We start from the raw sequence: 24,820 nt of genomic DNA, 5'->3' as shown, positions 1-24,820 counted from the left end.
AGGAGATGTTTTATATGTTAAAAGATGAAGTGAAGAAAATAATTGATAATCTTCCTGATAATGCTTCATTAGAGGATATACAGTATACTCTATATGTACAAATGAAAATTAAAGAAGGTTTAGATGATTTAGATAAAGGGAATATAATATCTCATGACGAAGTAGAAAAGCGTTTAGAAAAATGGTTAAAACAATAGTATGGTCCGAATCTGCTGCTCGTGATTTAGAAAAAATTATTGCTTATCTGTATGAAGATTCACCAGCTTTTGCTCATTCTTTTTACTATACCACAATAGATAAGGCTAGAAGTTTAGGTGAATTTCCAAAAAGAGGACGTATTGTACCAGAATTAAGATGGTGCAAGGGAACTAAATCATCTTGTAATTGACCCACAATAAATAAACTAATTGTGGTTTTTTTTATTATTGAGGGAGAAATTTGTGAGTAGAACAACGATACATTCCTTTAACTAACCGAGTCAGTCGTTGCATTAGCCTTCCAAGTCTGGTAAGGCATTAGCAAATCCTTGTAAGCTCAAGGGAGTTGGGGATACCCAGGACGTTATCTAAAAGAGTCTACATAAGCAGTTCATTGAAGATTTATCAATATATGGAGGTGTTTGCTTTGAAGTTATTTCATTATCATCATTGGACACCAATCAGAAACTTTCTTTCAAAATTGAATTACAAAGAAATTTTAATGTAGTAGATCAATTAAGTGATTTTAGAATTAGAGAAATGAAAATCAACACTCCAAATATTAATATAATTGAAGAGTTATGTCATGTATTAGGTGGGAATTATAAAGAAAATAAAATTATTTCAAATACATGGGTAATTGAATTCTTGAAAAGTGAGATGGATCAATTAAATGAAGTTGTTTTTAACTTCCCTCCCGTTTGACAATTTGGCTTAAATGATTGGATTAAACAAACTAATGAAAAAGAAACTCCCAAGGTATGGGTCTTGCTTCATTCATGTAAGGACGTGGTCCCTTGTAAATAATTTCACCATCACTTGTTATGCAAGAGAATTGATTCCATTCTTTTTTTATGATTAATGTTTGTTTGATTGGAGCATGAGGAATTAACACTTTTTCTTTATCGATAGTTATTTCTCCATATTTGTTAACTACAGCTTTATCGACAGTGAAGATTGGATATTCTTTTAAAGGTAAAGCTTTTAATTTTGTTTTTTCTTTCTCCCATAATTCATCAATCAGTAGTTCTTTTTCATAATGCAGACGCTTACGATCCTGTATCATTTTTTCTTCTAACCAAGCGGCTAATTGTTTAAAGTTTTCCATTAAGGGAGCTGTTACGAAAAAGTTGTTTCTTGTGTAATCTACTTTTTTCTCTACATTACCTTTTTCATTTCCACGTCCTGGATTGCAGGGCTGTACCTCAAAGCCATAATGGGCTTGAAAGGCTAAAAACGCATCGGTATATACGCGCTTATCTCCTTTTCCTATGGACACTACTGCTGCAGAAAGATTATCCATTCTTAAATATGTCGGCACTCCTCCTGCTTGGTGAAATAACTGCTTAAGCCCTTCTAAAAAACATTCTGTATTTTGGGCAGGTAGTGGGTAAGCAAATCCTGCATTACTGCATGGAAAACTTAGAACTAATACGTCAATATCTTTGTATGCTCCATTCTTTACAACCGTCATTGCCCCAAAGTCCACTTGCGCTTCGCCTGGCGGGTGATCTAAATGTTCATGACGCTTCTCTTTTTCGAGTTTTAATTGAGGTTTTCTACGTTGTATGTAGTCGCATACAGTACGATATGAACCAGGAAAGTTATATTCATCTCTAAGTTGTTCATAAATTTTTTTCCTTGTTCTTCGCTCTTTTTTCCTAAGTCTCATATCCTCCTCTAACCAGTAATCTACAATTTCCCCATAACCATTTTCATACATCATTCCACGTTTCTTGGATTTAATTGTTGGGATTAGAACATCACCATCTGCAAATTTTTTCGCTGTTCTCCAGTTACAACCTATTTTCTACTAATTTCTGAGATTGATAGGTCTTCGTTTTCTCTTAAATGTTTGATATAATTGATTTCAGGCATTGCTAGCATCCTTTCTTTACCTCCATTTGTTTCGAATTTGACACTCAAAACAATAGAGGTTATTTGGGGAGCTGGCAAGCCTTTTTTTATTTTTTCAGGCTCTGCACTTTTTTACTGCAAAACTCTGTACTTTTATTTTGCCATAAACATTATCTGTTATCACCAGTATCCAAACATCGGCGAAAAGGGAGAAAACGAAAGAAAGTAAACAATTTGACTCAAATAAAAAAGCAGCAAATGGTCATTTACCATTGCTTGCAGTGTGAATTAGTAGAAGAAATACCTTTAAGAGTTGTGCAAGATTTTGACGCAATGGATGATGGAGACCTTTCGGTTCCACCTATGTTTACTTGTGAAGAGTGTGGGGGAGAAATGTACCCTGAATATTATAAAGGGTTACAAGGTAAAGAATATCGACTAAGTGATATTAAATCACCAAAATAAAAAGGACCGGGCTATGCCCGGTTTTTCTTAATCATTTGCCAACATATCAATCGTTTGATTAGTCTTCCAATAAGAATGATTAACAATATAATCCATAAATCTACTCATTACTGCTGTATTATTTGGTTGTTTATTGTATATCAATGATATAGGTCGAAGTAACCGCTTACCTTTAATTCTTAATGGTTTAAGCACTCCTGCAGCAATCTCATATCTTGCAGCAGGGAGACTAATAAGAGTTACTCCTAGTCCAGCAGAGACCGCCCATTTCATTCCGTCAGTTGTTGGCAATTCAACAGCAATTTTTGGTTTAATTCCTAAACTTCGGAGAATACCCTCAACATAATGTCTAGTGGAAGTACCAGACACCGGTAATACCATTGGATATTGTCCAAGTTCTTCAGCGCTAACCTCTTCAGCTTGTGCTAGTGGATGATTATTTGGGACTAAAATAACAAATTCATGTTGGGAAAGCTGACGAGTCTCAAGGCGAGAATCAGCTACTGGGCCCCAAATCAATCCAAAATCTAGCTCATCTTCAACAGTTTCCTCGCGTATACGATCTGCAATATCTGTTTTTAGAACCAATTTGACATTTGAAAGTGAATTTTGGTAAGAGTCTAAAAGGCTTGGAATACAGTAAACAATTCCTGTAGCCAAACCTAATACTACTTGACCAGATAAACCTAATCGAAAATGTTCTAAATCTGTTTTCGCTTCATTTTTTAAATTAATAATACTTGAAGCGTATTTGTAAAGCATTTCCCCAGCAGGTGTTGGTCTTAGATTTCTTCCAACTCTTTCAAAAAGTTTAACACCAAGATCCTGTTCTAATGTCCGCAGTTGAATACTAACAGCAGGTTGAGTCACGATAAGATCTTCACTGGCACGAGTAATACTATTGTGTTTATAAATAGTAACAAAAACTTCAAGTTGTGCGAACCGCATCGTTTCATCCTCCCACTCAACAATAAAGTATAAGTAAATAGTTATAAATCGATATAGTAAATATTTATTGGACGTTAAGTATAATACAATTGTATAATTATTTCAGAAAATTTTAAATATATTTTTTATTCTGAGTAGAAAAATGATTGGAGGTTTTACCAAATGCGTTTTGGGATAAAGAAAATGGTGCTATTAGTGACTAACGGCAAATAAATGGAAAAGGAGGCATACTTAATGGTAAAAAACAATCAGAACACTACTTTATTAACCGGTAACGAAGCTGTAGCATATGGAGCTTTAAAGGCTGGCGTAGGGTTCGCAGGATGTTTTCCGGGTGGACCTACGACTGAAGTGGTTTATACTTTAGCGCGATTAGCAAATGAAAATGAAGATAAACCACACGTAGAATTTGCTGTTAATGAAAAAGTAGCACTAGAATCAGCTTCAGGAGCAGCGATGAGTGGAGTACCTGCTATTTCTGTAATGAAGCATTTTGGGATTAATAATGCTGCAGACCAATTGTTCTCTATAAATCTAATGGGTATTCCAGGTTTGGTAGTTGTGGTAGGGGATGATCCAAATGGGCATAGCTCGCATAGTGAGCAAGACACTCGAGCTTATCCTATTGCTGCGGAGATTCCTTGTATTGAACCTTCTACTCCTCAAGAGGCTTATGAAATGATTCAAGAAGCTTATAAATTGTCATATAAAGCAAAGCTGCCGGTCTATTTTAGATTGGTTAAGTGGCTATGTCATGGTGCCGCACCGGTTGAGCTTGACACAGAAAAGACAGTAATTAAAGAACCTTATTGGGATGATACTCATTTTCAGACAAGACCAATAGTTGAAAAACATATTGAACTTCATAAAAGGCTCGAGGCAGTAACTGAAATGTTTGAAAATTGGTCCTTTAACCGTGTTGAAGGGCCTTTGGGAGAGGCTCTCTTTGGAATTATAGCAGCAGGGTATGCTTATGTAATAGTTAAAGAGGCGATTGATGCTTTAGGGCTTACTGACCATGTTACTGTTTTTAAGCTAACTACCATAAATCCATTTCCAAGGAAATCACTTGCCAAGTTCTTAGCAGGCCACAATAAGGTTCTTATTATAGAAGAAGGGGAGGCTATCCTTGAAGAGAAACTTAAACTTATAGCTTATGAGGAGAATATATTTGTAGAATTAGTCGGTCGAAAAGGCAATTACATAGCAGAGGCTGGAGAATTGAAAGGAGATAAGGTAAGAAGTTCAATAGCTAAGTTAGCAGGACTATCATGGAGTGCACCACAATTACCAGATGATTTAGCTGAACTTGCAAAGTCCCTACCTCAACGCAAACCATCACCAAGACCCGGTAATCCTCATCGTTCAACAATCTATGCCGTGTATGAATTTATTCGACGTTCACCTCGTAAGGTAGTTTTCATGGGTGATGTTGGTGAATCAGCAACAATGGCTCGACCTTTAATGAAAAGTCACGCAGCTATGGGGGCTGGTATTGGGATGGCCATAGGGGCATCTAGTATAGATCCTTCAGCAACAGCGCTAACAATTGTTGGAGATGGAACTATATTTGGTTTTGCACTAAATGGTTTAGTTAGTGCAGTTCACAACAATAACAGGGTTATTACTTTAGTAGCTGATAATGGAACCATGGAATCAACAGGTTGGCAGCCTACCCCTACCTCAGGTATGAATTTAACTGGTGAAGCACCAAAGGTGGATATTGCTGCAACACTTAGAGCGATTGGATTAAAGTCCGTTGAAGTTGTTAACTCTCGTGACACACAGAGTGTATTAGAGGCTCTCGAAAAAGTGGCAGAAATAGATGGTCCCACAGCAGTTGTTGCAATTGGACGCTATGATGAAGTGGAACCAGCCTACAATAGAATTGAGATTGTACCCGAAAATGCTAGTAAACTAAGAAACTTTGTAAATGAATTTGCTTGTCCAGCCCTTGGATGGAACGGAGAAGAAGCATATATTGATGAAGCGATTTGTACGTTCTGTGGAGATTGTTCAACCGCTCGTCCTGATGATATTAAGGCTATCCTTAAGGAGGTGCAATAATGAACTACAGTGTAATTGTAACTGGAACGACTGAACAACCAGTTTATTGGACAGGTCAAATTCTAAGCAGTGTAGCTAAGAAAAGAGGATATCAGGTCTATTTTTCTGGTTCTCCTGAAGCGCGTGCTGGTAAGGGGGTTATGGCACAAATTCGTTGGGGAGAAGGGTTATTAAGTCCTTTAGTGCCCCGTGGTGATTGCCAGCTAGTTATCGGCTTAGAAGCACTTGAGGCTACTCGTGTTGCTCTTCAGCATTTTACTTTGGGTATGCAAGTGGTCACTTCAACAACTGTATTAAAACCAACCAGTGTTACCCATGGTGGCGCTAAGTATCCAGAGGTTGACGAACTATTTAATCGTCTGGAGAAAGGTGGAATAACAACTAACGTAGTGGAAAGTAAGCTAGATTCTAATCCTAAAATAACGGCTATATCTTTGTTGCTTCAAGCGACAGTAGATAGTAAGCCATTGGTGGAATTGAAAGAAATAGAAGATGTTTTGATAGAGATGGGCGAGGAGGAATTGGCGAAAAACCTAGTTAGCTCAGGAGTTTTGAGATAATGTTTCTGTTCAGGATGAGCTTACCCATTGCACTATCTTTAATGGTTGGATTGATTATGCTTTCATTTGACTTACCAATAAAACAAGTATTAGCAGCTTCTATTTTGGTACTTTCTATAGTTGGATGGACCACAGAGATAGTTGCTCCAGCTGTTGTTTCTTTAGGAATTATATCCTTGTTTGTAATTTTTGGGGTACTAGATTTGGAAACAGCAACTTCGGGATTCTCATCTGGCGTAATTTGGCTTTTACTTGCAGTAAGTATACTTGGGTTTTCATTAGAAAAATCAGGATTGGTTGATAGAATGGCTAGAATAGTGGTTCGTTTAGGGGGAGGAAATGTCCCAAGAACATTTCTAGTTATGTTAATTGCTATCTTTGTTGTAACTGTTCTTGTTCCAACTGCGGTTGCTAGGGCAGGTCTGGTAGTTGTATTAGCAAATGGTATTATTCGTGCTATAGGTTCTCAGTACGCAAAGTCAGTATCTCTAATGGCTGTTATGTCAGTTTTTGCGTTACAGCTAAGTGTGATAACGGGCACAAATGGTACTCTTTATCTAGTTGCATATTTGGAAACACATGGCCCCACTACAATGGATTACTTAACATATATGGGGTTAATGGCACCCTTAGGAATTGGGATGGGTTTAACTGTTTGGCTATTGATTGTATGGAAATTTAAATTGTTTAAGGTTAAATTGGAGTCTTTGGAAATTGATTCAGAACAAGGTAATACATTATCTGGTGAGCAGTGGCGAGTCATTACTATTTCAATTATAACCCTTATTATTTGGATGGTGGGTCCTTGGTTACATATCAACATCCATGCTTATACATTATTTCTAGTAGTTTTATTATTGCTTCCAGGAGTTGGAGGTATTTCTTGGGAAGAAACAAAAAAGGTAATTCCTTGGGGAACATTATTACTTTTCGGAGGTGCATTAGCTCTTGGATATGCTGTAAGGGAAACAGGGTTAGCTGAACGGTTAGCTGGATACGCATTATATTTAATTAAGGATGCTCCATTATGGTTAATTGTTATAGAGGTTATCTTGTTTTTCCTTATTGGGAGAATCATTTTTGTTAATCTCCTTTCTTTATTAGTAACAATTTTACCTATTATTCTTCTTGTTGGAAGTGATATTGGATGGAACCCTGTATGGTTAGTAATGTTAGGTTTAGTAGCTGGTTCGTCAGGTTATTTAGTTCCAGCTCAATCTCCAGTGGCCCTAATTATGTTGGGAGAGAGACATACTAGTGAGTCAGAACTAATGCGAATAGGATTCATCCTGCTTCCAGTATGGTCTATATTAGTGGTTATTGCAGCTTTTACATACTGGCCTCTCTTAGGTATGAGTCCAAGTTTAACACCTTAATTATTTTTTAAGGTGGATGAGTATAAAGTATTTTTCTTATATTATTGCGTACTAACTGATTAAATTTAAAGGAGGATACAAAATGAAATTACAATTAAAGGGAATTGGTGTTGTTGTCGCTACACCTCTTAATGAGGATGGTACTATTAATGAACAGGAGTATAGAAGACATCTACGTTGGTTAATTAAGTCTGGCGTAGGATATGTTCAGCCTGCTGCTGCTACTGGGCAAGTAATGCAAACAACGGATGATGAATATCGCCGTTTACTTAAAATAGCGGTTGAGGAATGTAAAGGAACAGGTGTTTTAGTTACTGCTTATCCTGGCCGTGCTGACACAGCTCATTCTGTTGAATTAACAAAATATGCCGCTGAAATTGGTGCAGATGCTGCGTATCTTGTACAGCCTTTGTTTAGCCGCCCAGATGTAAAAGGCTTATATGAGCATTATAAAGCAATTTTAGATGCAGTACCTGGTTTTCCTATCGTTATGTATAACAATCCTGATAGAACATCTGTGCAGGTTCCAATTGAGTTAGTTGAACGTCTTTCAGAGGAGTATCCTCAGATTATTGGGTTTAAACAAGCAGACCCAGCACAGGTGCCAGAAACTTTTAGACGTTTTGGACAAAAAATGCATGTTTGGTCCCGTGGTGAGTTTGATTTACTAATGGTGTTATCAATGGGAGCACCAGGCTCTATCAGTTTTTCAGGTAATATTATTGCTCCTCAATTGGTGGAGGTTCAGCGCCTTTGGGAATCAGGAGACATTGAAGCTGCACGTAAATTATTCTACAAGGTATTCCCAGTTATAATGGCTTGCCATTGGGGCCCAATTCCTTCAACTATTAAGTATATGATGCGTCGTACAGGTTGGAATGTAGGTGTTCCAAGATTACCAATTATTGATGTAGATGATGCACTTGCAAAACGTGTTGATCAAGCATTAGTAGATGCGGGTGTAATAGAAGCAAGTGAATTAAAATAAAATATTGATTAGTCGCTGTAAGTATGCGCTATTCCTATAGTGGAATGGCGCAATACTTTTATAAAAAGCAATGTAACTATTAAAAATTTGAAGCCCAAAGGGGGAAGTTAAACATGTCTCAAATAAAGGTTAGAAATGCTAATATTTCTTCAAGAAAATTAGAAGGTGTAAAAAAATACATTCCAGGTTTGGCAGTTGTTTATCTTATAGCATCAATATCCTATTTATTAGGTAAGACCTTTCCCTTAATAGGTGGTGCGTTTTTTGCAATTGTTATTGGAGCAGTCTTGAAAAATTTAGTAGGAGTAGAATCATATTTAGATTCTGGTATTAAATATTCTACCAAAAAGATTTTGAAATACGCGATTGTATTGATTGGTGCTGGACTAAGTATAACTGAAATTATGAATGTTGGTGGTAAAGCAATGTTAATCATTGTGGTTACCATAGTGTTATCTCTTGCCTTAATTATTCCAATTGGAAGGTTGCTAAAGCTAGATACTAAACTGTCTTCTTTAATAGCGATAGGAACTGCAATTTGTGGTAGTACCGCTATAGCGGTTACTTCACCATTAATTAAAGCTAAGGAAGAGCAGGTAGCTTATGCAGTTTCTACTATTTTCTTGTTCAATATTATTGCATTAATTATTTATCCATTTATAGGTCATACCTTTCAGATCTCAGACCAAATGTTTGGTACTTGGGCTGGAACCGCAGTACATGATACATCTTCTGTTGTGGCAGTAGGATTTTCATATAGTGATGAAGCAGGAAATATAGCAACAATTGTAAAGCTAACTAGAACTCTATTCTTATTACCATTATCATTATTGATTGTTGGAATAGCTATGATAAAAGGACAAAACGATGATAGCAGCACTACTACTAAGAATATATTAAATGCTGTTCCTTGGTTTATCTTTGGATTCCTTGCGATGGCATTAGTAAATACATTTGGTCTATTGCCGAAATCTGCATTGTCTGAATTAACCTTCATTGGAAAGTTCTTAATTATTATGGCAATGGCTGCAATTGGACTAGGTGTTGATATTGAGAAAATTAAAAGTGCAGGATTGAAGCCTATGATGTTGGGGCTAATCGCTTCTGTAATTATTAGTGTAACAAGTATCATTTTAATCACTATTATTCTTTAATAGATTAAATTAGTTTCTTTATAGAATGTAAATGGGGGTATTAATTATGCTTACTAATGGTCACACAGTTATTTTAGCGGAAGCTTTGGCTTCTTTAACAAAGGAAGATGTTCCTACCTTTGTTTGGGAGAAAACAGGTCTAGCAATCCTTGATACATTAGGGGCAATGTTTGCTGGATCGGTTCATGCTTCATCTTACAGACTCATGCTAGAAACGATTGATGTATTGGGGAGTAAAGGAAATTGTACCATTGTTGGAAAAGGTAATGGTTTTTCGCCAGTCTGGGCAGCTCTTGTAAATGGAGTGGCTGCACACGGTTTAGATTTGGATGATTCTCACCGTTATGCTACTGGTTATCATCCTGGTGCTACAGTATTACCTGCCTGTTTAGTAATAGCAGAATTAACAGAAGCATCACTGGAGGATCTTCGTCTAGCTGTTCTTATAGGATATGAAGCTGCTGGGAGAATTGGTCGAGCTATTAACCCTTCCCATCGATATCGTGGTTTTCACTCTACAGGGACTGTTGGTGTATTTGGTGCAGCTGCAGGAGCGGCAAAAGTGCTAGGTCTAAATGCAGAGCAGTTTGCGTGGGCCTTAGGTATTGCTGGTTCCATGTCTGGAGGAGTGTTTGAGTTTTTAAATGGGATGGCACCTACTAAACATCTCCATGCAGGTCATGCCGCGATGGCAGGAGTTTTGGCAGCTGTAATGGCTCAAAAAGGTTTTTCTGGACCAACAACAATTTTAGAAGGGGAAGAAGGTTTTTTTAAAGCTTATACAGATGATGCACGAATAGAGGAAATAACAAAGGATTTAGGAAAAAGATTTGAAATGGAAGCCGTGTATTTCAAACCTTATGCTGCTTGTGGACATTCGTTTTCAGCAATTGATGCAGCATTAGAACTTAGGAACAAGGGGATTAGACCCGAAGAAGTTAATAGTATCTTAGTTAATACTTACAAGGCTGCTGCCGTTCTTTCTCGTCAAAACCCAACCACATTACATCAAGGAGAGTTTAGTATTCCGTTTTTGGTAAGTCTGGCATTACATAGGGGAAGCTGCAATATAAACGATGTGGAAAAGGGTTTAAAAGATAAAGATATTATTGAATTTGCAAAAAAAGTTACGATTTCAGAAAGCAAGGAAATAACAGATAATTTCCCTAAATTAAGGTCCGCAGTGTTAACGGTTAAATTGCAAGATGACAGTACCGAGACAGTGAGAATTGATTTGCCTCGTGGTATGCCGGAAAACCCACTATCTTCGGATGAACTTACGCAAAAATTTCATCAACTAACTGATTCACTTCTAGGAAAAGACAACGCCACAAGAGTTAAGGATGCAATACTAAATGTAGAAGGTAACTTAAAGGAAATATTAACAATTCCTATTATAACTGACTCTAAATAGTTACATTAATTTTAATAAAACCCTTTGGCGATTTATTCATTATTTAAATGAGGAAGAAAATAAGTCTTATTGTTATTAAACATAAGTAAAAGATTATAAATTGATTAACTAAATACTAATTGGATTTTATTAAAAAAGGGCTGTATAATAATTTTGAATTATTAGAAAATTATAAATATTATAAGTAGAATTACAATTTTTCTTATGTATATACAAAAAAGTGTATATACAAAAAAGAATAGATACAAAAGAAATAATTAAATTACAAAATTTTTTAACAATATTATTCTGATAATTATGACAATTGGAGAGGGAAAAATTATGAGTAGAGATTTAAATATAGGGTTTATAGGTTTTGGTGAGGTTGCCTATCAGTTCATGAAAGGAATTGCACCGCAATTAAAGGGGAAAATTGCTGCTTATGATGTTGCTATGGATAACCCTATGTTCTCATCAAAAATTAAGGAGCGAGCTAATGAAGTAAATATAGAGCTTTTAGGTTCTCCTGCCAATGTTGCAAGCCAATGTGATGTTATTTTTGGAGCTGTTCCTGCAGCCTTTACATTGGATGCCGCATCTCAAATAGTCCCCCATCTAACTACAAATCATACATATCTAGATGTAAGTGCTGCACATCCTGAAGTAAAAAAGAAAATTGCTGAAATGGTTTTATCGAAAGGTGCAACATTTTGCGATATTGCTATTACTGGACCAGTTAAGCTTCTTGGTCACAAAGTTCCAATGATGGCTAGTGGTCATATTCCGCCAAAAGTATATACAGCTTTAACACAATTAGGTATGCAGATTGAGGTGATTTCTGATAAAGCGGGTGAGGCTTCTGCCATAAAGTTATGTCGTTCAATCTTTACAAAAGGTCTGGAGGCGCTTTTAGTAGAAACAGTTCTCGTTGCACAAAGTATGAATGTTGATAGAAAAGTTCTTGAGTCAATCGAGCACACCCTATCACAACAAAGCTTCTTAGCCGCGGCAAATCGTTATATTACTGGAAACGCGATTCATGCTGAACGAAGGGTTCATGAAGTGGAGGAAGTTGTTTCAATGATGGGGGAATTTGGGATTGAACCTTTAGTTACAAGTGGTGTATTAAATCGGATGAAATGGTGTGCAGAACGTGACGGGCGGAAAGTATTTGGCTTAGAGCAGCCGGCGCTTTACGGAGATGTTATTGATTATTACCTTAATTACGATCCAAAAAAAGAAGATGGTGACAAACATGCCTCACATACTGGTTGGTAAGGTAGCTCAATATGCAAGCGGAATATTTAAAGCACTTGGATTACCAGAGAATGATGCTGAAGTAGTAGTAGATAATCTGTTGTTTGCAGATCTAAGAGGTGTTCCATCACATGGTATGTCTCGAGTACCAACATATGTTAAGCGTATCAAAGGGGGAGCAATTAATCCAAATCCTAATATACGAGCAATTATTGAAAGACCAGCTTTAACAGTTTTAGATGCCGATGGAGGTATGGGGCAGGTAGCTGCAATGGATGCTATAAATCAAAGTATAGATGCTGCAAAACGTGAAGGTATTAGTACCGTTTTTGTAAGAAACTCAAACCACTTTGGGATGGCATCCTATTATACTCGAATCGCTGCTTCTAAAGGAATGGTGGCAGTTGCTGTAAGTAATGCACCTCCAGCAATGGCTGCATGGGGTGGATCAAAACCGGTTTTAGGAACTAACCCACTTTCATTGGCATTTCCTAATCCACAAGGAGACCCAATAATAATTGACATGGCAACTAGTTTGGCGGCTCGTGGTAAAATTCGTGAGGCTGAGAAAGAAGGACGATCTATTCCCCTTGGTTGGGCGCTTGATAAAGAAGGAAATCCTACTACAGACCCAAAAGAAGCGTTAGCTGGTAGTCTTTCACCTTTAGGGGGAGTAAAGGGTTACGCTTTAGCGGTAGCTGTAGAATTATTAAGTGGTGTGTTATCAGGAGCTGGTTTTTTAACAGGAATAGAGCAGATGGTTGGTGGGTCTACGGGATCACTTTCTGTGGAACAAAGGGTTGGCCATTCCTTTGTCGTTATAGATGCAGGAACTCTATTACCAATTGAGGAGCTTACTTCGAGGATGACTATTTTTGAAAAGATTATAAAGGAAGGACCAAAAGCGGAGAGAGTGCAAGAAATTTTCCTTCCAGGACAAATAGAGGCTTTGAAGGAAAAAGAACAGCTAGCTAAAGGTCTATACCTAAGCAACCAGACGATTACGGCTTTAAACGAAATAGGCGATCAGCTATCTCTTGGAGCTCTTTATTAAATTGTAAAGGAGGGGAAACCTTGAGGACAAATCAGAAGGTAAAAAGCGATATAGTGAGTGGAGTATTATTCGTGATAATTAGTATTTATGTAATCATAGAATCTTTAAGATTTAAGGATTTACTCGAATATCCAGGTTCATTAGGACCACACGTGTTTCCAATTATCGTAGGTATTCTCTTAGCTTTTAGCGGTATCGTCTTGATTTTTAAAGGGTGGAACAATGTTCATATAAAGTCTGAAGTTCAAGGGGGAATTTGGTTCAAAAATAAAACCTTTCTTTTGGTGGTAGTAATTATTTTTGGTTACGCACTTATCATAAATCATCTTGGTTATTCCATTGCGACCTCTATCTTTCTACTAAGCATGTCGAAGACTTTGAATGTAAATTGGAAGTTAGCTATTGCATTATCAGTTATTCTTACCGCAGTAATATATTTACTCTTTGGGTCTTTACTTGGGGTACCACTGCCAACTTTTACTCTATTTTAGAAGAAAGGAGTTGAATATAAGTGAATGATTTAATGCTGGCTCTTGAAACTATTTTAAATATACAGGGAATGCTTTATTTGTTCATCGGAGTAGCCCTTGGTGTCCTTGTTGGTGCTCTTCCAGGACTTACAGCCACAATGGCTATTGCTGTACTTTTACCATTTACGTTCAATGCTCCTTTAAACTTAGGACTAATGCTACTACTAGGTGTTTATAATGGTGCTATTTATGGCGGATCTATTTCAGCTATACTTACTGGTATCCCCGGTACACCAGCTGCAGTGGTTACAGCTTTTGACGGAAATGCTATGGCTGAAAAGGGAGAGGCAGGCAAGGCTATTGGGCTCGCTACTATAGCATCTTTTATTGGTGGGTTTTTGTCAACAATTGCTTTAGCGGTAGGTGCACCAATACTAGGACTGGTAACTAGTAAGTTTGGAAGTCCAGAATTCTTTATGTTAGCCATATTTGGTCTTGCTGCTATTGTTAGTGCTTCTAAGGAATCAATGATAAAAGGAACAGTGAGTGGGCTTCTGGGTATTTTGATTGCGATGATTGGAGTCGACTCTGTAACAAGTATCCCTCGCTTTACCTTTGGCTGGTTAGAGCTAGAATTAGGACTAGCCTTTGTACCAATGATGATTGGTCTATTCGGAATGAGCGAAGTATTAAATAAGACGCTCCATATGGAATCAACAGTTGTGATTACCCAAAAATTAAAGGGATTGTTACCATCTAAACGTGAATTAAGTGGTCTCATGCCTACCATACTTAAGGGATCAGGGTTGGGTATTCTTGTTGGAGCCATACCAGGAGAAGGTGCCTCGGTTGCATCCTTATTGGCTTATAACGATACAAAGTCCAGAGCGAAAGATCCTGATTCATTTGGCAAAGGAAATCCCAAAGGAATTGTAGCTCCCGAATCAGCAAACAACGCTGTAACTGGTGGAAGCCTAATTCCGATGTTAACGATGGGGATTCCAGGGAATTCTACAACGGCTATATTAATGGGTGCATTTATGATGCATAATGTTGTTCCTGGTCCATTGTTATTTAAAAATTCTTTAGATTTGATATACACCATTTTTATAGGTATGGCTATTGCAAACGTCTTTATGCTTATTATTGGATTGGGAGGAGCACCATTTTTCGCCCGTCTGTTAACCTTACCTACTGGTGTTCTACTACCTGCAATTGCAACCTTTAGTATTGTTGGTTCTTATGCGGTGAACAACAGTTTGTTTGATGTTGGTTTAATGCTAGTATTTGGTGTTATTGGCTTTGCATTGCGCAGAGGTGGATTTCCTATTGCACCAATGGTATTAGGTCTCATATTAGCTCCAATTGCTGAATCTAGTCTTCGCAGAACTATTCTTATATCCGATGGCGATTGGTTATACTTTCTTCAACGACCAGTAGCATTATTAATTCTTATGTTAACTGTGTTATCCTTGGTTTTGCCTTATATATCTAAAATTCGCAAGTCTAAAAATAGTGGGGGAAATAGTATTGCCATGAAAGGATAACGCGAGATAACAAATAAATAAAATTAATTAGGGGGGTAAGTATGAAAAAGCGTAGTTTAGTTTTTAAGTTTACTTTAATTAGTTTACTAGTACTAGCAATTTTAATGTCTGGTTGCAGTACACAAACAGCGAAAGACGAGACTCTAAAACAAGATAAGCAAGAAAGTCCAGCAGCAAAGAAAAGTAAATTTCCTGAGGGACCTATTACCTTTATTATTCCGTATAGTCCTGGTGGAGGTTCAGATTTAACAGGCCGACTTTTAGCCAACCTAATGGAAGAGGATTTAGGTGTTAAAGTAAATCCAGTTAACATAGCAGGTGGATCTGGAGTAAAAGGATTAGCAGAGCTTGCCAAATCTAAACCAGATGGTTACACTATTTTGGTTATTACCTCTTCACTATCAGCTTTAAAACCTATGGGAAGGTCAGAATATTCATCAAAGGATTTTGAAACTGTTGGTATGGCTCAGGCTGAGGCTTATGCTTTAGCAGTAGCTCCGAATTCTCCTTATAAAACTTTCCAAGACATAATAGACGCAGCAAAAAGTGGAAAAAAAATCAATGTTGGTACTACAGCTGTAGGGGGAAATAACTACTTGGCTGCAGCAGTGACTGGTAAAGCTGCAAAGGTTAAATTTAATTTAATTCCATTCGGTGACGGAGCAGCTGGTGCTGTTACTGACTTAGCCTCTGGTACGCTAGATGCGGCCTATGCTTCACCTTCAGAATTTAAGGCTCAGCGTGATGCTGGTAAGGTTCGTCTTCTGATGGTAACCGCTGAAGAACGTGTTGATGCTCTTTCAGATGTACCTACTTTAAAAGAACTCGGATATGATGTTTCATTTGAGACAGTCCGTGTAATACTAGCACCTAAGGGGACACCAGCTGACCGAATTGAGGTTTTAACAAAGGCAATCAAAAAAGCTACTGAGTCAGAGAAATTTATTGAATTCATGAAGAACGCTGGTTCATCTGTTCGTTACAAGAATCCTCAAGCCACTCGCGAATTCGTGAACCAACAGGACAACGTGTATGCAGAGTTAATTACAGAGTTAGGGCTACAAGCTAAATAGTAAATTATTCCTTAATAATAAGTATAAACTCTATAATCTAAATTTCACATAAAAATTAGGAGTAGTTATTGCTGCTCCTTTTTGAATAAGGGTGAAATTCCGTTTAAAAAAGTCATAAAACGTACCAATATTAGGAACATTGTCTTGAGAAAAATCACTAAGAATGACGAAAACGGGAGTTGTTTTTAAGGTAAACACCCATCGATCTAAGCTAGTTTCGTGTTGATAATGCATAAATAATAAACTACGGAGCATATCACAAGGATTCCGTGGTTTCCTTCCTCTAGGATTAGTTGAGTATCGATGTTTAAGCAGTGCAGCGGCATCAGTTAGATTTACCAACGAACACCAAACAATTGGTTCAAAGTAGAAATCCTTTAAAAATGTTTTGTTCTTGAACAGTATGTCTAACTGTTTAACCACAAAGTTTAGATAAGATTCATGAGTACGAATGTCTGCAAGCATAATTATTCCCCCTTTTAAGTGATTAAAAAAAGCCTTAATTCAATTATTAGGGGAATGCATGTTTGTTAAGAGAAAAATTTGTTCTCATCCCTGTTTTGGGGGTGAAGCAATTAAAAAGCCCTAGTCGAAAGACTAGAGCTAATGCGGAAAATTAATTTCCGAGAGACTATATAAACTTGAAGGGGTAGAAAGATGAAGATACTACGTATTAATATGAAGAATTTAACTGTTTCAGAAGACAAAACAATGGCATATAAAGGTTTAGGAGGAAGGGGTTTAACATCAAAAATCGTACACGATGAGGTTCCACCTTCTTGCCATCCGTTAGGTTCCTTTAACAAGTTGATTTTTGCCAATGGCTATCTTACAGGCTCTGGAGCATCAAGCTCAGACCGATATTCTATTGGAGCAAAAAGCCCACTAACAGGGGGAATAAAAGAAAGTAACGCAGGTGGCGAATCTGGATTATTTATGGGTAAGCTTGGAATACGTGCACTTGTTTTTGAGGATGTAAGGGATGATTTTAAAATAGTCTATATTTCAAAGGATGGTGTTACATTTGATGATGCAACTCCTATTCTTGGTAAGGAGTTAAGTGAAGCTGTAGATATTTTGAGAAATACATATGGTAAGCATATCGCTGTATTTCTAATTGGTATAACTGGTGAAAAGAAGATGAATATAGCAGCAATTGCAGGTCAGGATAAAGAAAAAGAACCCACAAGGTTTAATGGTAGAGGTGGTCTTGGGGCAGTTGCAGGGTCAAAAGGTATAAAAGCAATTGTTTTAGATGCTGAAGGAGTAGAAAGAAATAAACCAAAGGATAAAGAGCAATTTAAAACCGCACTCAAAACCTATCATAAATGGTTAATGGAAACACCTGGTACTGCAAAGATATTCCCTGAATTAGGAACAGCTGGATTAGTAAAAACAACCAATGCTTTGGGAGCATTACCTACAAGGAACTTTTCCACAGGTTCATTTGAGCTAGCAGATAACATTTCTGGTGAAAAGTTAAGAGAAACCATTTTAGAACGTGGTGGCGAAGGTACTCCTACACATGCATGTATGCCTGGATGTATCATTCGTTGTTCAAATGTATATGCAAATAAAGCAGGGAAACGGGTAACATCACCAGTAGAATACGAGAATATAGGACTGCTAGGCTCCAATCTAGGAATAGGTGACTTAGATGATATTGCTGAAATTAATAGATTAATTAATGAATATGGCGCAGATACAATAGAAACAGGAGCAACCTTAGGAGTATTAATGTCACAAAATATTCTTTCCTTTGGGGATGCTGAATCAGTCTTAAATGCAGTTAAAGAAATTAAAGAAGGTAGTCCATTAGGAAGAATAATCGGTGGTGGAGCAGAGCTAGCAGGTAAGCTTTATGGAGCTTACCGTGTCCCAACTGTAAAAGGACAATCATTCCCTGCCTATGACCCTAGGGGTGTGAAAAGCTTGGGAGTTACTTTTGCAACATCACCAATGGGAGCAGACCATACAGCGGGGCAAACTATTCGTGCTCAGGTAGATCATCACTCACCGGAAGGTCAAGTAAAGACATCAAAGCTAGCACAACAGGTAAATACATTGTTTGATGCTCTTGGAATGTGTTATTTCAGTGCAGGTGCTGTTCAGGGTAGATTTGAACTTTTGGCCGATTTAATTACAGCATATACAGGTGAGAAAATGACTGATACCAAGCTCAAAAATATAGCTAGTGAAACGCTAAGAATAGAGCATGATTTTAATAGAAAAGCTGGATTTACAAAAGCACATGATAGATTACCAGAATATTTATATTATGAAATGAACGAAGCAAGTAAGACGGTATTTGATGTACCACAAGAGGAAGTAGAATCAATAGGAGTAGAAAGTAATGACCGTTAAAGTAAAATCTAACATTCCCTATTTGAAGCATTTTAATGGTGAACATATGATAGATGAAAATATTACGGTTAAAGAATTTCTCCAAGCACATGGTGTAAAGTGGGATAATGATGCATTAGTAATTTTAAACGAAACATTTAGTAAGGGTACTGAAATATTAAAAGACAAGGATATGATTAAATTACTTATCCCTATAGCAGGTGGATAAAAATTTTCTTCAAAATGCTGTTCAAACGAGCAGCTTTTTTTATGTGCGCCCAGCAGCATGGGCGCAAACTTGTCGGTGAAAGTCCGATACGGAGGCTGGTAGTGCCAACCGTTAGTCTAAGACAAGGATGTCTATCGTGAGATGGAATCTGAAGGTAGTCAGCGGCAAAACTCTGGTCTGAGGCACACGAACTACATTTGAGACTTATCCTTGTTGGTGAGTTTGCATAACAAAACAAAGCCCAATCACTACCCGAAACAAGGAGAGTAGATGTAGCAGATAGATATATGGAGTGAAAGTTTGCGCTCTTACCTGGGAGATCTGACAGATACACTATGGAAGTTAAATTTGAAATAGTAACCCATGTAGTGATGCATGACTGAACTGTCAGAAGTCAGCCGAAGCCATAGTGCGTGCGTGGCAGCACGATCATCAGGCGGGTTAAAGTCCCGCTGAGCCTCGGACTAGGGGGCTCATATCCAAACCCGGGGGTAATGCCTCGGGGGCCGGCAATTTTGTTGCCGGAGGGCAGGGCGTCTGTAGCGAGGCAGAGTCTGAAGGGCTTGAGGAGAAGTACCAGGCCGTAGTGAAACGGGGGTGCCCGAATTGCGAACCGGTCGGCCAAAGATGGGGCAAGGTCGAGTCTGTACTATGGAGACGAAGGCGTTCTAGTCCACCCATCGCACCAAGGTGTGTGCGGACGGCATGGTACGGAAGATGACGATGTGACCCACGGAGATCTCGTCATGTCTGAAACCAATGCACTTGCAGGACGAGTGGGTAAATAAAGTCGAAGCGGTCGTGCCGCGCCCGCCGCTTCAAAGAACGCGCGGCAGTTTCAGAAACGGATGTTATAAGGAACCCCCGAAGTGCATACCGGACGCATAGCGAGAAGTCGGAGAGTGATGCTAGAATAAAAATAGGACAACTTAAATAGAGATTTTTCCTAAGTTTAGTATAAAATAAATATAACTGAACCAGGGGGAAATGTTTAATGGGAAATCAAAAGAAACAATACAGTGCTGAATTTAAGCAGGATGCTGTAAACTATTATCATTCATCAGGCAAAAGCCTAGAACAAGTAGCAGGAGATCTAAAAGTTAGTAAATCTGCAATAAGTAAGTGGGTATTAAATGCTAATACAAACAATGGTACCGTTAATCACAGAGGATCAGGTAATTATAGCTCAGACGCTGAGAAAGAAATTGCTCGTTTAAAGAAAGAATTAAAAGATTCAAAGGATGCGTTAGACATCTTAAAAAAGGCTATAGGCATACTGAACAATTAACAGAATCTATTTATACAGAAACAAAGTTAGTATCGGAGGAGCGCAAGATTTCTGTTAACAGTGTGCTCAAACTATTGGGCGTTTCTTCATCAGGATATTACAGTTGGGTTAAAAGAATACCATCCAACCAAGAAAAAAGGAAGCAACAGGTAAAAGCGGAAATTATACAAATTTATAATGAGTCCCATCAGATATATGGAGCACCTAAAATAACGTCTATACTTCAGTCAAGAGGTCATGTAATAGCAGAAAAAACGGTTGGTAACTATATGCGTGAAGAAAATATTAAAGCTATTTAGGTTCGACCTTATATTAGAACAACTATTGATCCTGATTTTGATAATAAGTTAAAAAATATTCTTGATAGAGATTTTAAGCCAGTGGCACCTAATACCGTCTGGGTGACTGACATAACCTATATACACACCCTATCGGGTTTTGTATATCTTACGAGCGTAATGGATTTATTTTCACGAAAAATCATAGGTTGGCATGTATCTAATAGCTTATCAACAGAACATGTAATAAAAGCCATTGAGAAAGCAAAAGCAAGCCGAAAGCTAAGTCAACCAGTTATTATTCATAGTGATCGAGGAAGCCAATATGTATCTAAAAGCTATATTGAAGCTACACCAGCAGCACAATTCATACACAGCTATTCAAATAAAGGTAACCCATGGGACAATGCATGTATTGAATCGTTTCATGCTTTAATAAAACGTGAATGGTTGAATCGTTATGTCATCAAAGATACTAGGCATGCACATGAACTAATATTTGAGTACATAGAGAGCTTTTATAATACAGTCAGAATTCATGAATATTGTGGTATGCTGTCACCTTATGATTTCGAAAATGCTTTAGTGTGTTAATTTACTAAACTGAAATTATATCTACTTTTAACTTGTCCGAAATCTTGACATAAGACCAGTAGCTTACTCGAAAGAATCTTAGCTAGGGAAAATATGCTCCTTGCTACCTTCGGGAAGAGTACAACTTTCGATTTCTCGTATGACGGCATTTTTCTTTAGCATTGATACAAAGAAGTAACCATCATCTGTCATTCGATCAAAACGTTCATAGTCAACATACCCGCGGTCAAACACATACATGGCTTCCTTGTCATCTACTCCTTCTCGATTACTTATCTTCATTTCCGTTTTCTTCCTCATTATTTTCTTCAGCTTCAGCAAACAATGTACTCCAAATATCTTCGTAGTTTTCTTCTTTTTTCACATAATTTTTTAGGGTGTAGTAAAGATCATCAGGTGATCTCATGCCGAATAAGGTTTGAACGACTTCACCATCAACAAATAGTTTAAAGGATGGAGCCGCTGAAACCTGATATTTTTCCACAATATTTGGTGAAAAGTTCACATTGCATTTAAAAGCAGGGAACTCAGGCAATTGAGGTAAAACTTCTTCTAGAAATCGCTCCGCGATTTCACACTTTCCTCAGAAAGGGGTAGAAAACAAGACAAGCACAAAACCCTCTTTTTTATCTATTTCTTGCATAATTTCTTTTTCATTTGTTTCTATCATGTATAATCCTCACCTTCACATCAAAGATCTTCCTATGAAATCATACATAAGGTATGAAAAAAATGCAATCTTTACTCTTTGAATATCGTACTTGTTTTTATAAAGGATAATCAAGGTAAATGTAGAAAAAGATATATATGAGGTTTTATAATGGAGGAAATTTCAGTGAATGAAGAACAATGGAGTCATTTTTTTATTCCTTATGAGCAAGCAGTTGGCGAATTAGTGGTTAAATTTATCCATTTAAAAAAAGAATATCGAAAAAGGAAAATACATTCACCTATCGAGTTTGTTTTCGGTCGAGTAAAAACGGTAAACAGTATCTTAAGTAAAGCAAAGATCCTTAATATGCCGGTTGATCAAGAAATTTCAGAACATATTAGGGATATCGCTGGAATACGGATTATCTCTCAATTTGTCGATGATATTGATACAGTTGTACAAATGATTGAACAACGTAGTGATATGAGAATTGTTGAAAAGAAGGATTACATTCGATATCCTAAAAAAAGCGGATACCGAAGCTATCATGTTATCGTAGCCTATGAAGTGATTACAATCAATGGACCAATCGAGGTCTATGTTGAATTTCAATTAAGAACGATGGCAATGAACTTCTGGGCTACTATCGAACATTCCCTCAGTTATAAATATGATGGGAAGATACCTGAACATATCCAATTGAGGTTGACACAAGCAGCGGTGGCTTCTGCAAAGTTGGATAGTGAAATGTTTGAAATTCGTGGTGAAATTATTCAAGCTCAGCTTTATTTTAACTTATATCGCGAAATCCAAAATTTAATTCAAATGATATATTTGCTAGGAGCTATTTCTGAGAACCAAGACCTGATTGAAAAAGCTAATCAATATATGAATGAGACTGAAAATATAGACAAATTAGAAGATATCCGTAACCAACTTGCGAAAGTAGTTGAAGATGCAAACAAAATCGGTTTGATAGTGAGGGATGGAAATGATGATTGATTGGTTAAAAGAAGTGGAACTTAGAAAAGAAGATCTGATAAGAGACACCCAGGAATTTTTAAAGATCAAAAGTGTATTAAATGAAGAAGAGAAAAATGAAAATGCTCCTTTTGGAAAAGGAATTAAAGAGGCATTAGAATATGCGTTAGATACATGTGAAGCTTCAGGAATGAATGTCAAAAATCTTGATGGTTATGCTGGCCACGCAGAAATTGGCCAAGGGAATGAAATCATTGGGATTCTTTGTCATGTTGATGTGGTTCCTGAAGGGGATGGTTGGACTACTCCTCCATATGCTGCAGAAGTAAGAGATGGTAAAATTTTCGCAAGGGGTGCTATTGATGACAAAGGGCCAACAATGGCCACTATTTACGCTGCAAAAATTGTAAAAGACCTTAACTTAAACTTAAATAAAAGAGTTAGAATTATTTTTGGAACAGACGAAGAATCGCATTGGCGAGGAGTTCATTATTATTTTGAACGAGAAGAAATGCCTGCAATGGGGTTTGCTCCCGATGCAGATTTTCCGATCATTATTGCTGAAAAAGGAATTGCTGATATTACCTTAGAAGCTAAACATCAAGAAAGAGTGAATAGCCAAAAGGCATTTGTTCAATCTTTTGTATCAGGCAAACGACCTAATATGGTTCCAGATCTGGCAAACGTTGTGATTCACGGGATGACAGAGCAGCTTGAACAAATTCAATCTTCCTTTGAACAGTTTTTAAAAGAATATCCACATCATGGAGATGTATCGTTAAATGGTGAGAATATAACCCTTACATTAGCTGGAGTTTCTGCTCATGGCATGGAACCAGATAAGGGGGTAAACGCAGGGTTAGAACTGATTCACTTTCTAATGAGAGTCGAGCGATGGCTTCATATTGATCCTTGGATGAAGTGGGCAGACCAGGTTTTATATCGAGATTATGATGGAAAAAAACTAGGGATTAACTATGAAGATGAAATAACAGGTGACTTAACCGTAAACCCTGGTATTTTAAAAATGGAAAAGGATAAAGCTACGATTACTTTAAATGTTCGTTATCCTGTAACGACTCTATACGAACAAATGATTCGTAAAATAGAAGGAAATGGTATACTATGGGGAATTACCATTACAAATATCGACAATTCTAAACCGCACCATGTCGACAAAAATCATCCTTTGGTCAAGACATTGCAAAAGGTATACAAGGAACAGATAGGGGAGGAAGCCACGCTTCTTTCTATCGGAGGCGGTACTTATGCTAGAGCATTACAAGTTGGTGTAGCATTTGGTCCCTTATTTCCCGGGAAAGTCGAAACAGCTCACCAAAAGGATGAATATATCGAAATAGAGGATTTATTGAAAGCAACAGCGATTTATGCGCAAGCGATCTATGAATTAGCAAAATAGAAATGGCTAAAATCTGCCACTGTTCAGCATCACGATTTTCCGTTAAGATAGTAAGGGAGATTATATGTTAAAGGAGAAGTCATCATGGATATCGTAATTCCAATTGTTACATTTATTGTAGGTGGTATAGCAGGATTTGCTGGCGGAGTATATTATTTACGTAAACAGATGAAAAATATGTCAATGGATAATAAGCAAATTCAACAAATGGCTAGACAGATGGGTGTAAATTTGAACCAAAAACAATTAAATCAAATGAATAAGATGATGCAAAGTATGAATAAAAAGAAAAAGTGAACGATAGAAATAAGAAAAGGACTGATTATTTTTTGATATGATCCCTCTATGGTAGACAGAAAAGGGTTGTACTGTTGACTTAGGAGGGATTTTTTATGGGGAAAAGGGAATTGTTTGGATAATGCGAACATGAAGAAAATTTGCTTGAGAAATGGCGGAAGCTGTTAAGTGATTCTATAAAATTTTATAACGAGGAACGAATTCAAGTGAACTACCCGCCACCTACGCTTCGCTTAGAGGTGGGGGCTTCTAAGGTAATCGCACCTAACGGTACGAAATTTACTTAGCTATCGAGCCTGTTCCATGCTCTATTTATGATTATACTAACAGTC

26 protein-coding genes and 1 pseudogene are annotated in these 24,820 nt (G+C 37.3%); 22 read left to right on the top strand and 5 right to left on the bottom strand.

The features are described 5' to 3' along the window. Positions 1-14 precede the first annotated feature (14 nt). Both BEN26_RS11560 and BEN26_RS11555 read left to right on the top strand, forming a co-directional pair. Positions 15-197, top strand: a complete 183-nt coding sequence (locus tag BEN26_RS11560; protein ID WP_068725444.1) for a hypothetical protein — start codon at positions 15-17, stop codon at positions 195-197. Then, a complete protein-coding gene (locus tag BEN26_RS11555) occupies positions 182-388 on the top strand; it encodes a type II toxin-antitoxin system RelE/ParE family toxin (protein ID WP_069799459.1) in 207 nt (68 codons plus the stop codon). The genes BEN26_RS11560 and BEN26_RS11555 overlap by 16 nt, the downstream gene beginning before the upstream one ends. A 545-nt stretch (positions 389-933) precedes the next feature. Here the strand turns inward: BEN26_RS11555 and istA are convergent. Continuing rightward, positions 934-1,944 carry an IS21 family transposase gene (gene istA, locus BEN26_RS11550; RefSeq protein WP_308789542.1) on the bottom strand — a complete coding sequence of 337 codons (1,011 nt, stop codon included), beginning with the start codon at positions 1,942-1,944 and terminating at the stop codon, positions 934-936. A gap of 344 nt (positions 1,945-2,288) precedes the next feature. Between istA and BEN26_RS11545 the strand changes: the two genes are divergently transcribed. Further along, a complete protein-coding gene (locus BEN26_RS11545) occupies positions 2,289-2,519 on the top strand; it encodes a hypothetical protein (protein WP_181482283.1) in 231 nt (76 codons plus the stop codon). A gap of 27 nt (positions 2,520-2,546) precedes the next feature. Here BEN26_RS11545 and BEN26_RS11540 read toward each other — a convergent pair whose 3' ends face one another. Continuing rightward, positions 2,547-3,467 (bottom strand): LysR family transcriptional regulator, encoded by a 921-nt coding sequence (locus tag BEN26_RS11540; RefSeq protein ID WP_069799453.1) that lies wholly within the window; start codon positions 3,465-3,467, stop codon positions 2,547-2,549. A 234-nt stretch (positions 3,468-3,701) separates the two neighbouring features. Here BEN26_RS11540 and BEN26_RS11535 point away from each other — a divergent pair, with 234 nt between their 5' ends. The 11 genes from BEN26_RS11535 to BEN26_RS11485 all read left to right on the top strand — a co-directional run bounded on the left by BEN26_RS11535 (position 3,702) and on the right by BEN26_RS11485 (position 16,406). Beyond that, positions 3,702-5,534 carry a thiamine pyrophosphate-dependent enzyme gene (locus tag BEN26_RS11535; RefSeq protein ID WP_069799451.1) on the top strand — a complete coding sequence of 611 codons (1,833 nt, stop codon included), beginning with the start codon at positions 3,702-3,704 and terminating at the stop codon, positions 5,532-5,534. Continuing rightward, positions 5,534-6,094: a 2-oxoacid:acceptor oxidoreductase family protein gene (locus BEN26_RS11530; protein WP_069799449.1), complete on the top strand. Its 561-nt coding sequence runs from the start codon at positions 5,534-5,536 to the stop codon at positions 6,092-6,094. The genes BEN26_RS11535 and BEN26_RS11530 overlap by 1 nt, the downstream gene beginning before the upstream one ends. Next, positions 6,094-7,470, top strand: coding sequence for an SLC13 family permease (locus BEN26_RS11525; protein WP_069799447.1), 1,377 nt, complete (start codon positions 6,094-6,096; stop codon positions 7,468-7,470). The genes BEN26_RS11530 and BEN26_RS11525 overlap by 1 nt, the downstream gene beginning before the upstream one ends. An 82-nt stretch (positions 7,471-7,552) precedes the next feature. After that, positions 7,553-8,458 carry a dihydrodipicolinate synthase family protein gene (locus BEN26_RS11520; protein ID WP_069799445.1) on the top strand — a complete coding sequence of 302 codons (906 nt, stop codon included), beginning with the start codon at positions 7,553-7,555 and terminating at the stop codon, positions 8,456-8,458. 113 nt (positions 8,459-8,571) lie between these two features. After that, a complete protein-coding gene (locus BEN26_RS11515) occupies positions 8,572-9,612 on the top strand; it encodes a YeiH family protein (RefSeq protein ID WP_069799443.1) in 1,041 nt (346 codons plus the stop codon). Between the two features lie 46 nt (positions 9,613-9,658). Beyond that, entirely contained in the window at positions 9,659-11,026 is a 1,368-nt protein-coding gene (locus tag BEN26_RS11510) for an MmgE/PrpD family protein (RefSeq protein ID WP_069799441.1), read from the top strand. A 321-nt stretch (positions 11,027-11,347) separates the two neighbouring features. Next, positions 11,348-12,283 (top strand): NAD(P)-dependent oxidoreductase, encoded by a 936-nt coding sequence (locus tag BEN26_RS11505; protein WP_069799439.1) that lies wholly within the window; start codon positions 11,348-11,350, stop codon positions 12,281-12,283. Further along, positions 12,261-13,316, top strand: coding sequence for an Ldh family oxidoreductase (locus BEN26_RS11500; protein ID WP_069799437.1), 1,056 nt, complete (start codon positions 12,261-12,263; stop codon positions 13,314-13,316). The genes BEN26_RS11505 and BEN26_RS11500 overlap by 23 nt, the downstream gene beginning before the upstream one ends. 20 nt (positions 13,317-13,336) lie before the next feature. Beyond that, a complete protein-coding gene (locus BEN26_RS11495; protein WP_069799435.1) occupies positions 13,337-13,807 on the top strand; it encodes a tripartite tricarboxylate transporter TctB family protein in 471 nt (156 codons plus the stop codon). Positions 13,808-13,827: 20 nt separating this feature from the next. Next, the gene (locus BEN26_RS11490) at positions 13,828-15,333 is read left to right on the top strand and encodes a tripartite tricarboxylate transporter permease (protein ID WP_084818812.1); all 1,506 of its coding nucleotides are present in this window, start codon (positions 13,828-13,830) and stop codon (positions 15,331-15,333) included. A 41-nt stretch (positions 15,334-15,374) separates the two neighbouring features. Then, the gene (locus BEN26_RS11485; protein WP_069799433.1) at positions 15,375-16,406 is read left to right on the top strand and encodes a tripartite tricarboxylate transporter substrate binding protein; all 1,032 of its coding nucleotides are present in this window, start codon (positions 15,375-15,377) and stop codon (positions 16,404-16,406) included. A gap of 30 nt (positions 16,407-16,436) precedes the next feature. Here the strand turns inward: BEN26_RS11485 and BEN26_RS11480 are convergent, their stop codons facing one another. Then, positions 16,437-16,871 (bottom strand): transposase, encoded by a 435-nt coding sequence (locus BEN26_RS11480; RefSeq protein WP_069799431.1) that lies wholly within the window; start codon positions 16,869-16,871, stop codon positions 16,437-16,439. A gap of 192 nt (positions 16,872-17,063) precedes the next feature. Between BEN26_RS11480 and BEN26_RS11475 the strand changes: the two genes are divergently transcribed. From BEN26_RS11475 to BEN26_RS13980, 5 genes are all read left to right on the top strand, one after another. Then, the gene (locus tag BEN26_RS11475; RefSeq protein WP_069799429.1) at positions 17,064-18,770 is read left to right on the top strand and encodes an aldehyde ferredoxin oxidoreductase C-terminal domain-containing protein; all 1,707 of its coding nucleotides are present in this window, start codon (positions 17,064-17,066) and stop codon (positions 18,768-18,770) included. Next, the gene (locus BEN26_RS11470; RefSeq protein WP_069799427.1) at positions 18,760-18,978 is read left to right on the top strand and encodes a MoaD/ThiS family protein; all 219 of its coding nucleotides are present in this window, start codon (positions 18,760-18,762) and stop codon (positions 18,976-18,978) included. The genes BEN26_RS11475 and BEN26_RS11470 overlap by 11 nt, the downstream gene beginning before the upstream one ends. Positions 18,979-19,972: 994 nt before the next feature. Further along, positions 19,973-20,266, top strand: a complete 294-nt coding sequence (locus BEN26_RS11465; RefSeq protein WP_069799425.1) for a transposase — start codon at positions 19,973-19,975, stop codon at positions 20,264-20,266. 62 nt (positions 20,267-20,328) lie between these two features. After that, positions 20,329-20,565, top strand: a complete 237-nt coding sequence (locus BEN26_RS14315) for an IS3 family transposase (RefSeq protein WP_399168419.1) — start codon at positions 20,329-20,331, stop codon at positions 20,563-20,565. Between the two features lie 12 nt (positions 20,566-20,577). Further along, a complete protein-coding gene (locus BEN26_RS13980; RefSeq protein WP_308789541.1) occupies positions 20,578-21,138 on the top strand; it encodes an IS3 family transposase in 561 nt (186 codons plus the stop codon). A 102-nt stretch (positions 21,139-21,240) separates the two neighbouring features. Here BEN26_RS13980 and BEN26_RS11455 read toward each other — a convergent pair. Continuing rightward, positions 21,241-21,396: pseudogene (locus tag BEN26_RS11455) on the bottom strand (IS4 family transposase); the annotation flags it as partial. 10 nt (positions 21,397-21,406) lie between these two features. Next, positions 21,407-21,709, bottom strand: coding sequence for a thioredoxin family protein (locus BEN26_RS11450; protein WP_084818811.1), 303 nt, complete (start codon positions 21,707-21,709; stop codon positions 21,407-21,409). A 264-nt stretch (positions 21,710-21,973) separates the two neighbouring features. Between BEN26_RS11450 and BEN26_RS11445 the strand changes: the two genes are divergently transcribed. The 3 genes from BEN26_RS11445 (at position 21,974) to BEN26_RS11435 (ending at position 24,488) form a co-directional block, all read left to right on the top strand. Next, a complete protein-coding gene (locus tag BEN26_RS11445) occupies positions 21,974-22,792 on the top strand; it encodes a GTP pyrophosphokinase (RefSeq protein WP_181482280.1) in 819 nt (272 codons plus the stop codon). After that, positions 22,782-24,191, top strand: coding sequence for a dipeptidase PepV (gene pepV, locus BEN26_RS11440; RefSeq protein WP_069799419.1), 1,410 nt, complete (start codon positions 22,782-22,784; stop codon positions 24,189-24,191). Before BEN26_RS11445 ends, pepV begins: the two co-directional genes overlap by 11 nt. A gap of 84 nt (positions 24,192-24,275) precedes the next feature. Beyond that, positions 24,276-24,488 (top strand): YneF family protein, encoded by a 213-nt coding sequence (locus BEN26_RS11435; RefSeq protein ID WP_069799417.1) that lies wholly within the window; start codon positions 24,276-24,278, stop codon positions 24,486-24,488. Positions 24,489-24,820 lie beyond the last annotated feature (332 nt).

This window comes from Tepidibacillus sp. HK-1, from assembly GCF_001748485.2.
GTDB lineage: Bacteria > Bacillota > Bacilli > Tepidibacillales > Tepidibacillaceae > Tepidibacillus_B > Tepidibacillus_B infernus.
This window is presented reverse-complemented; position numbering and strand designations above follow the sequence as displayed.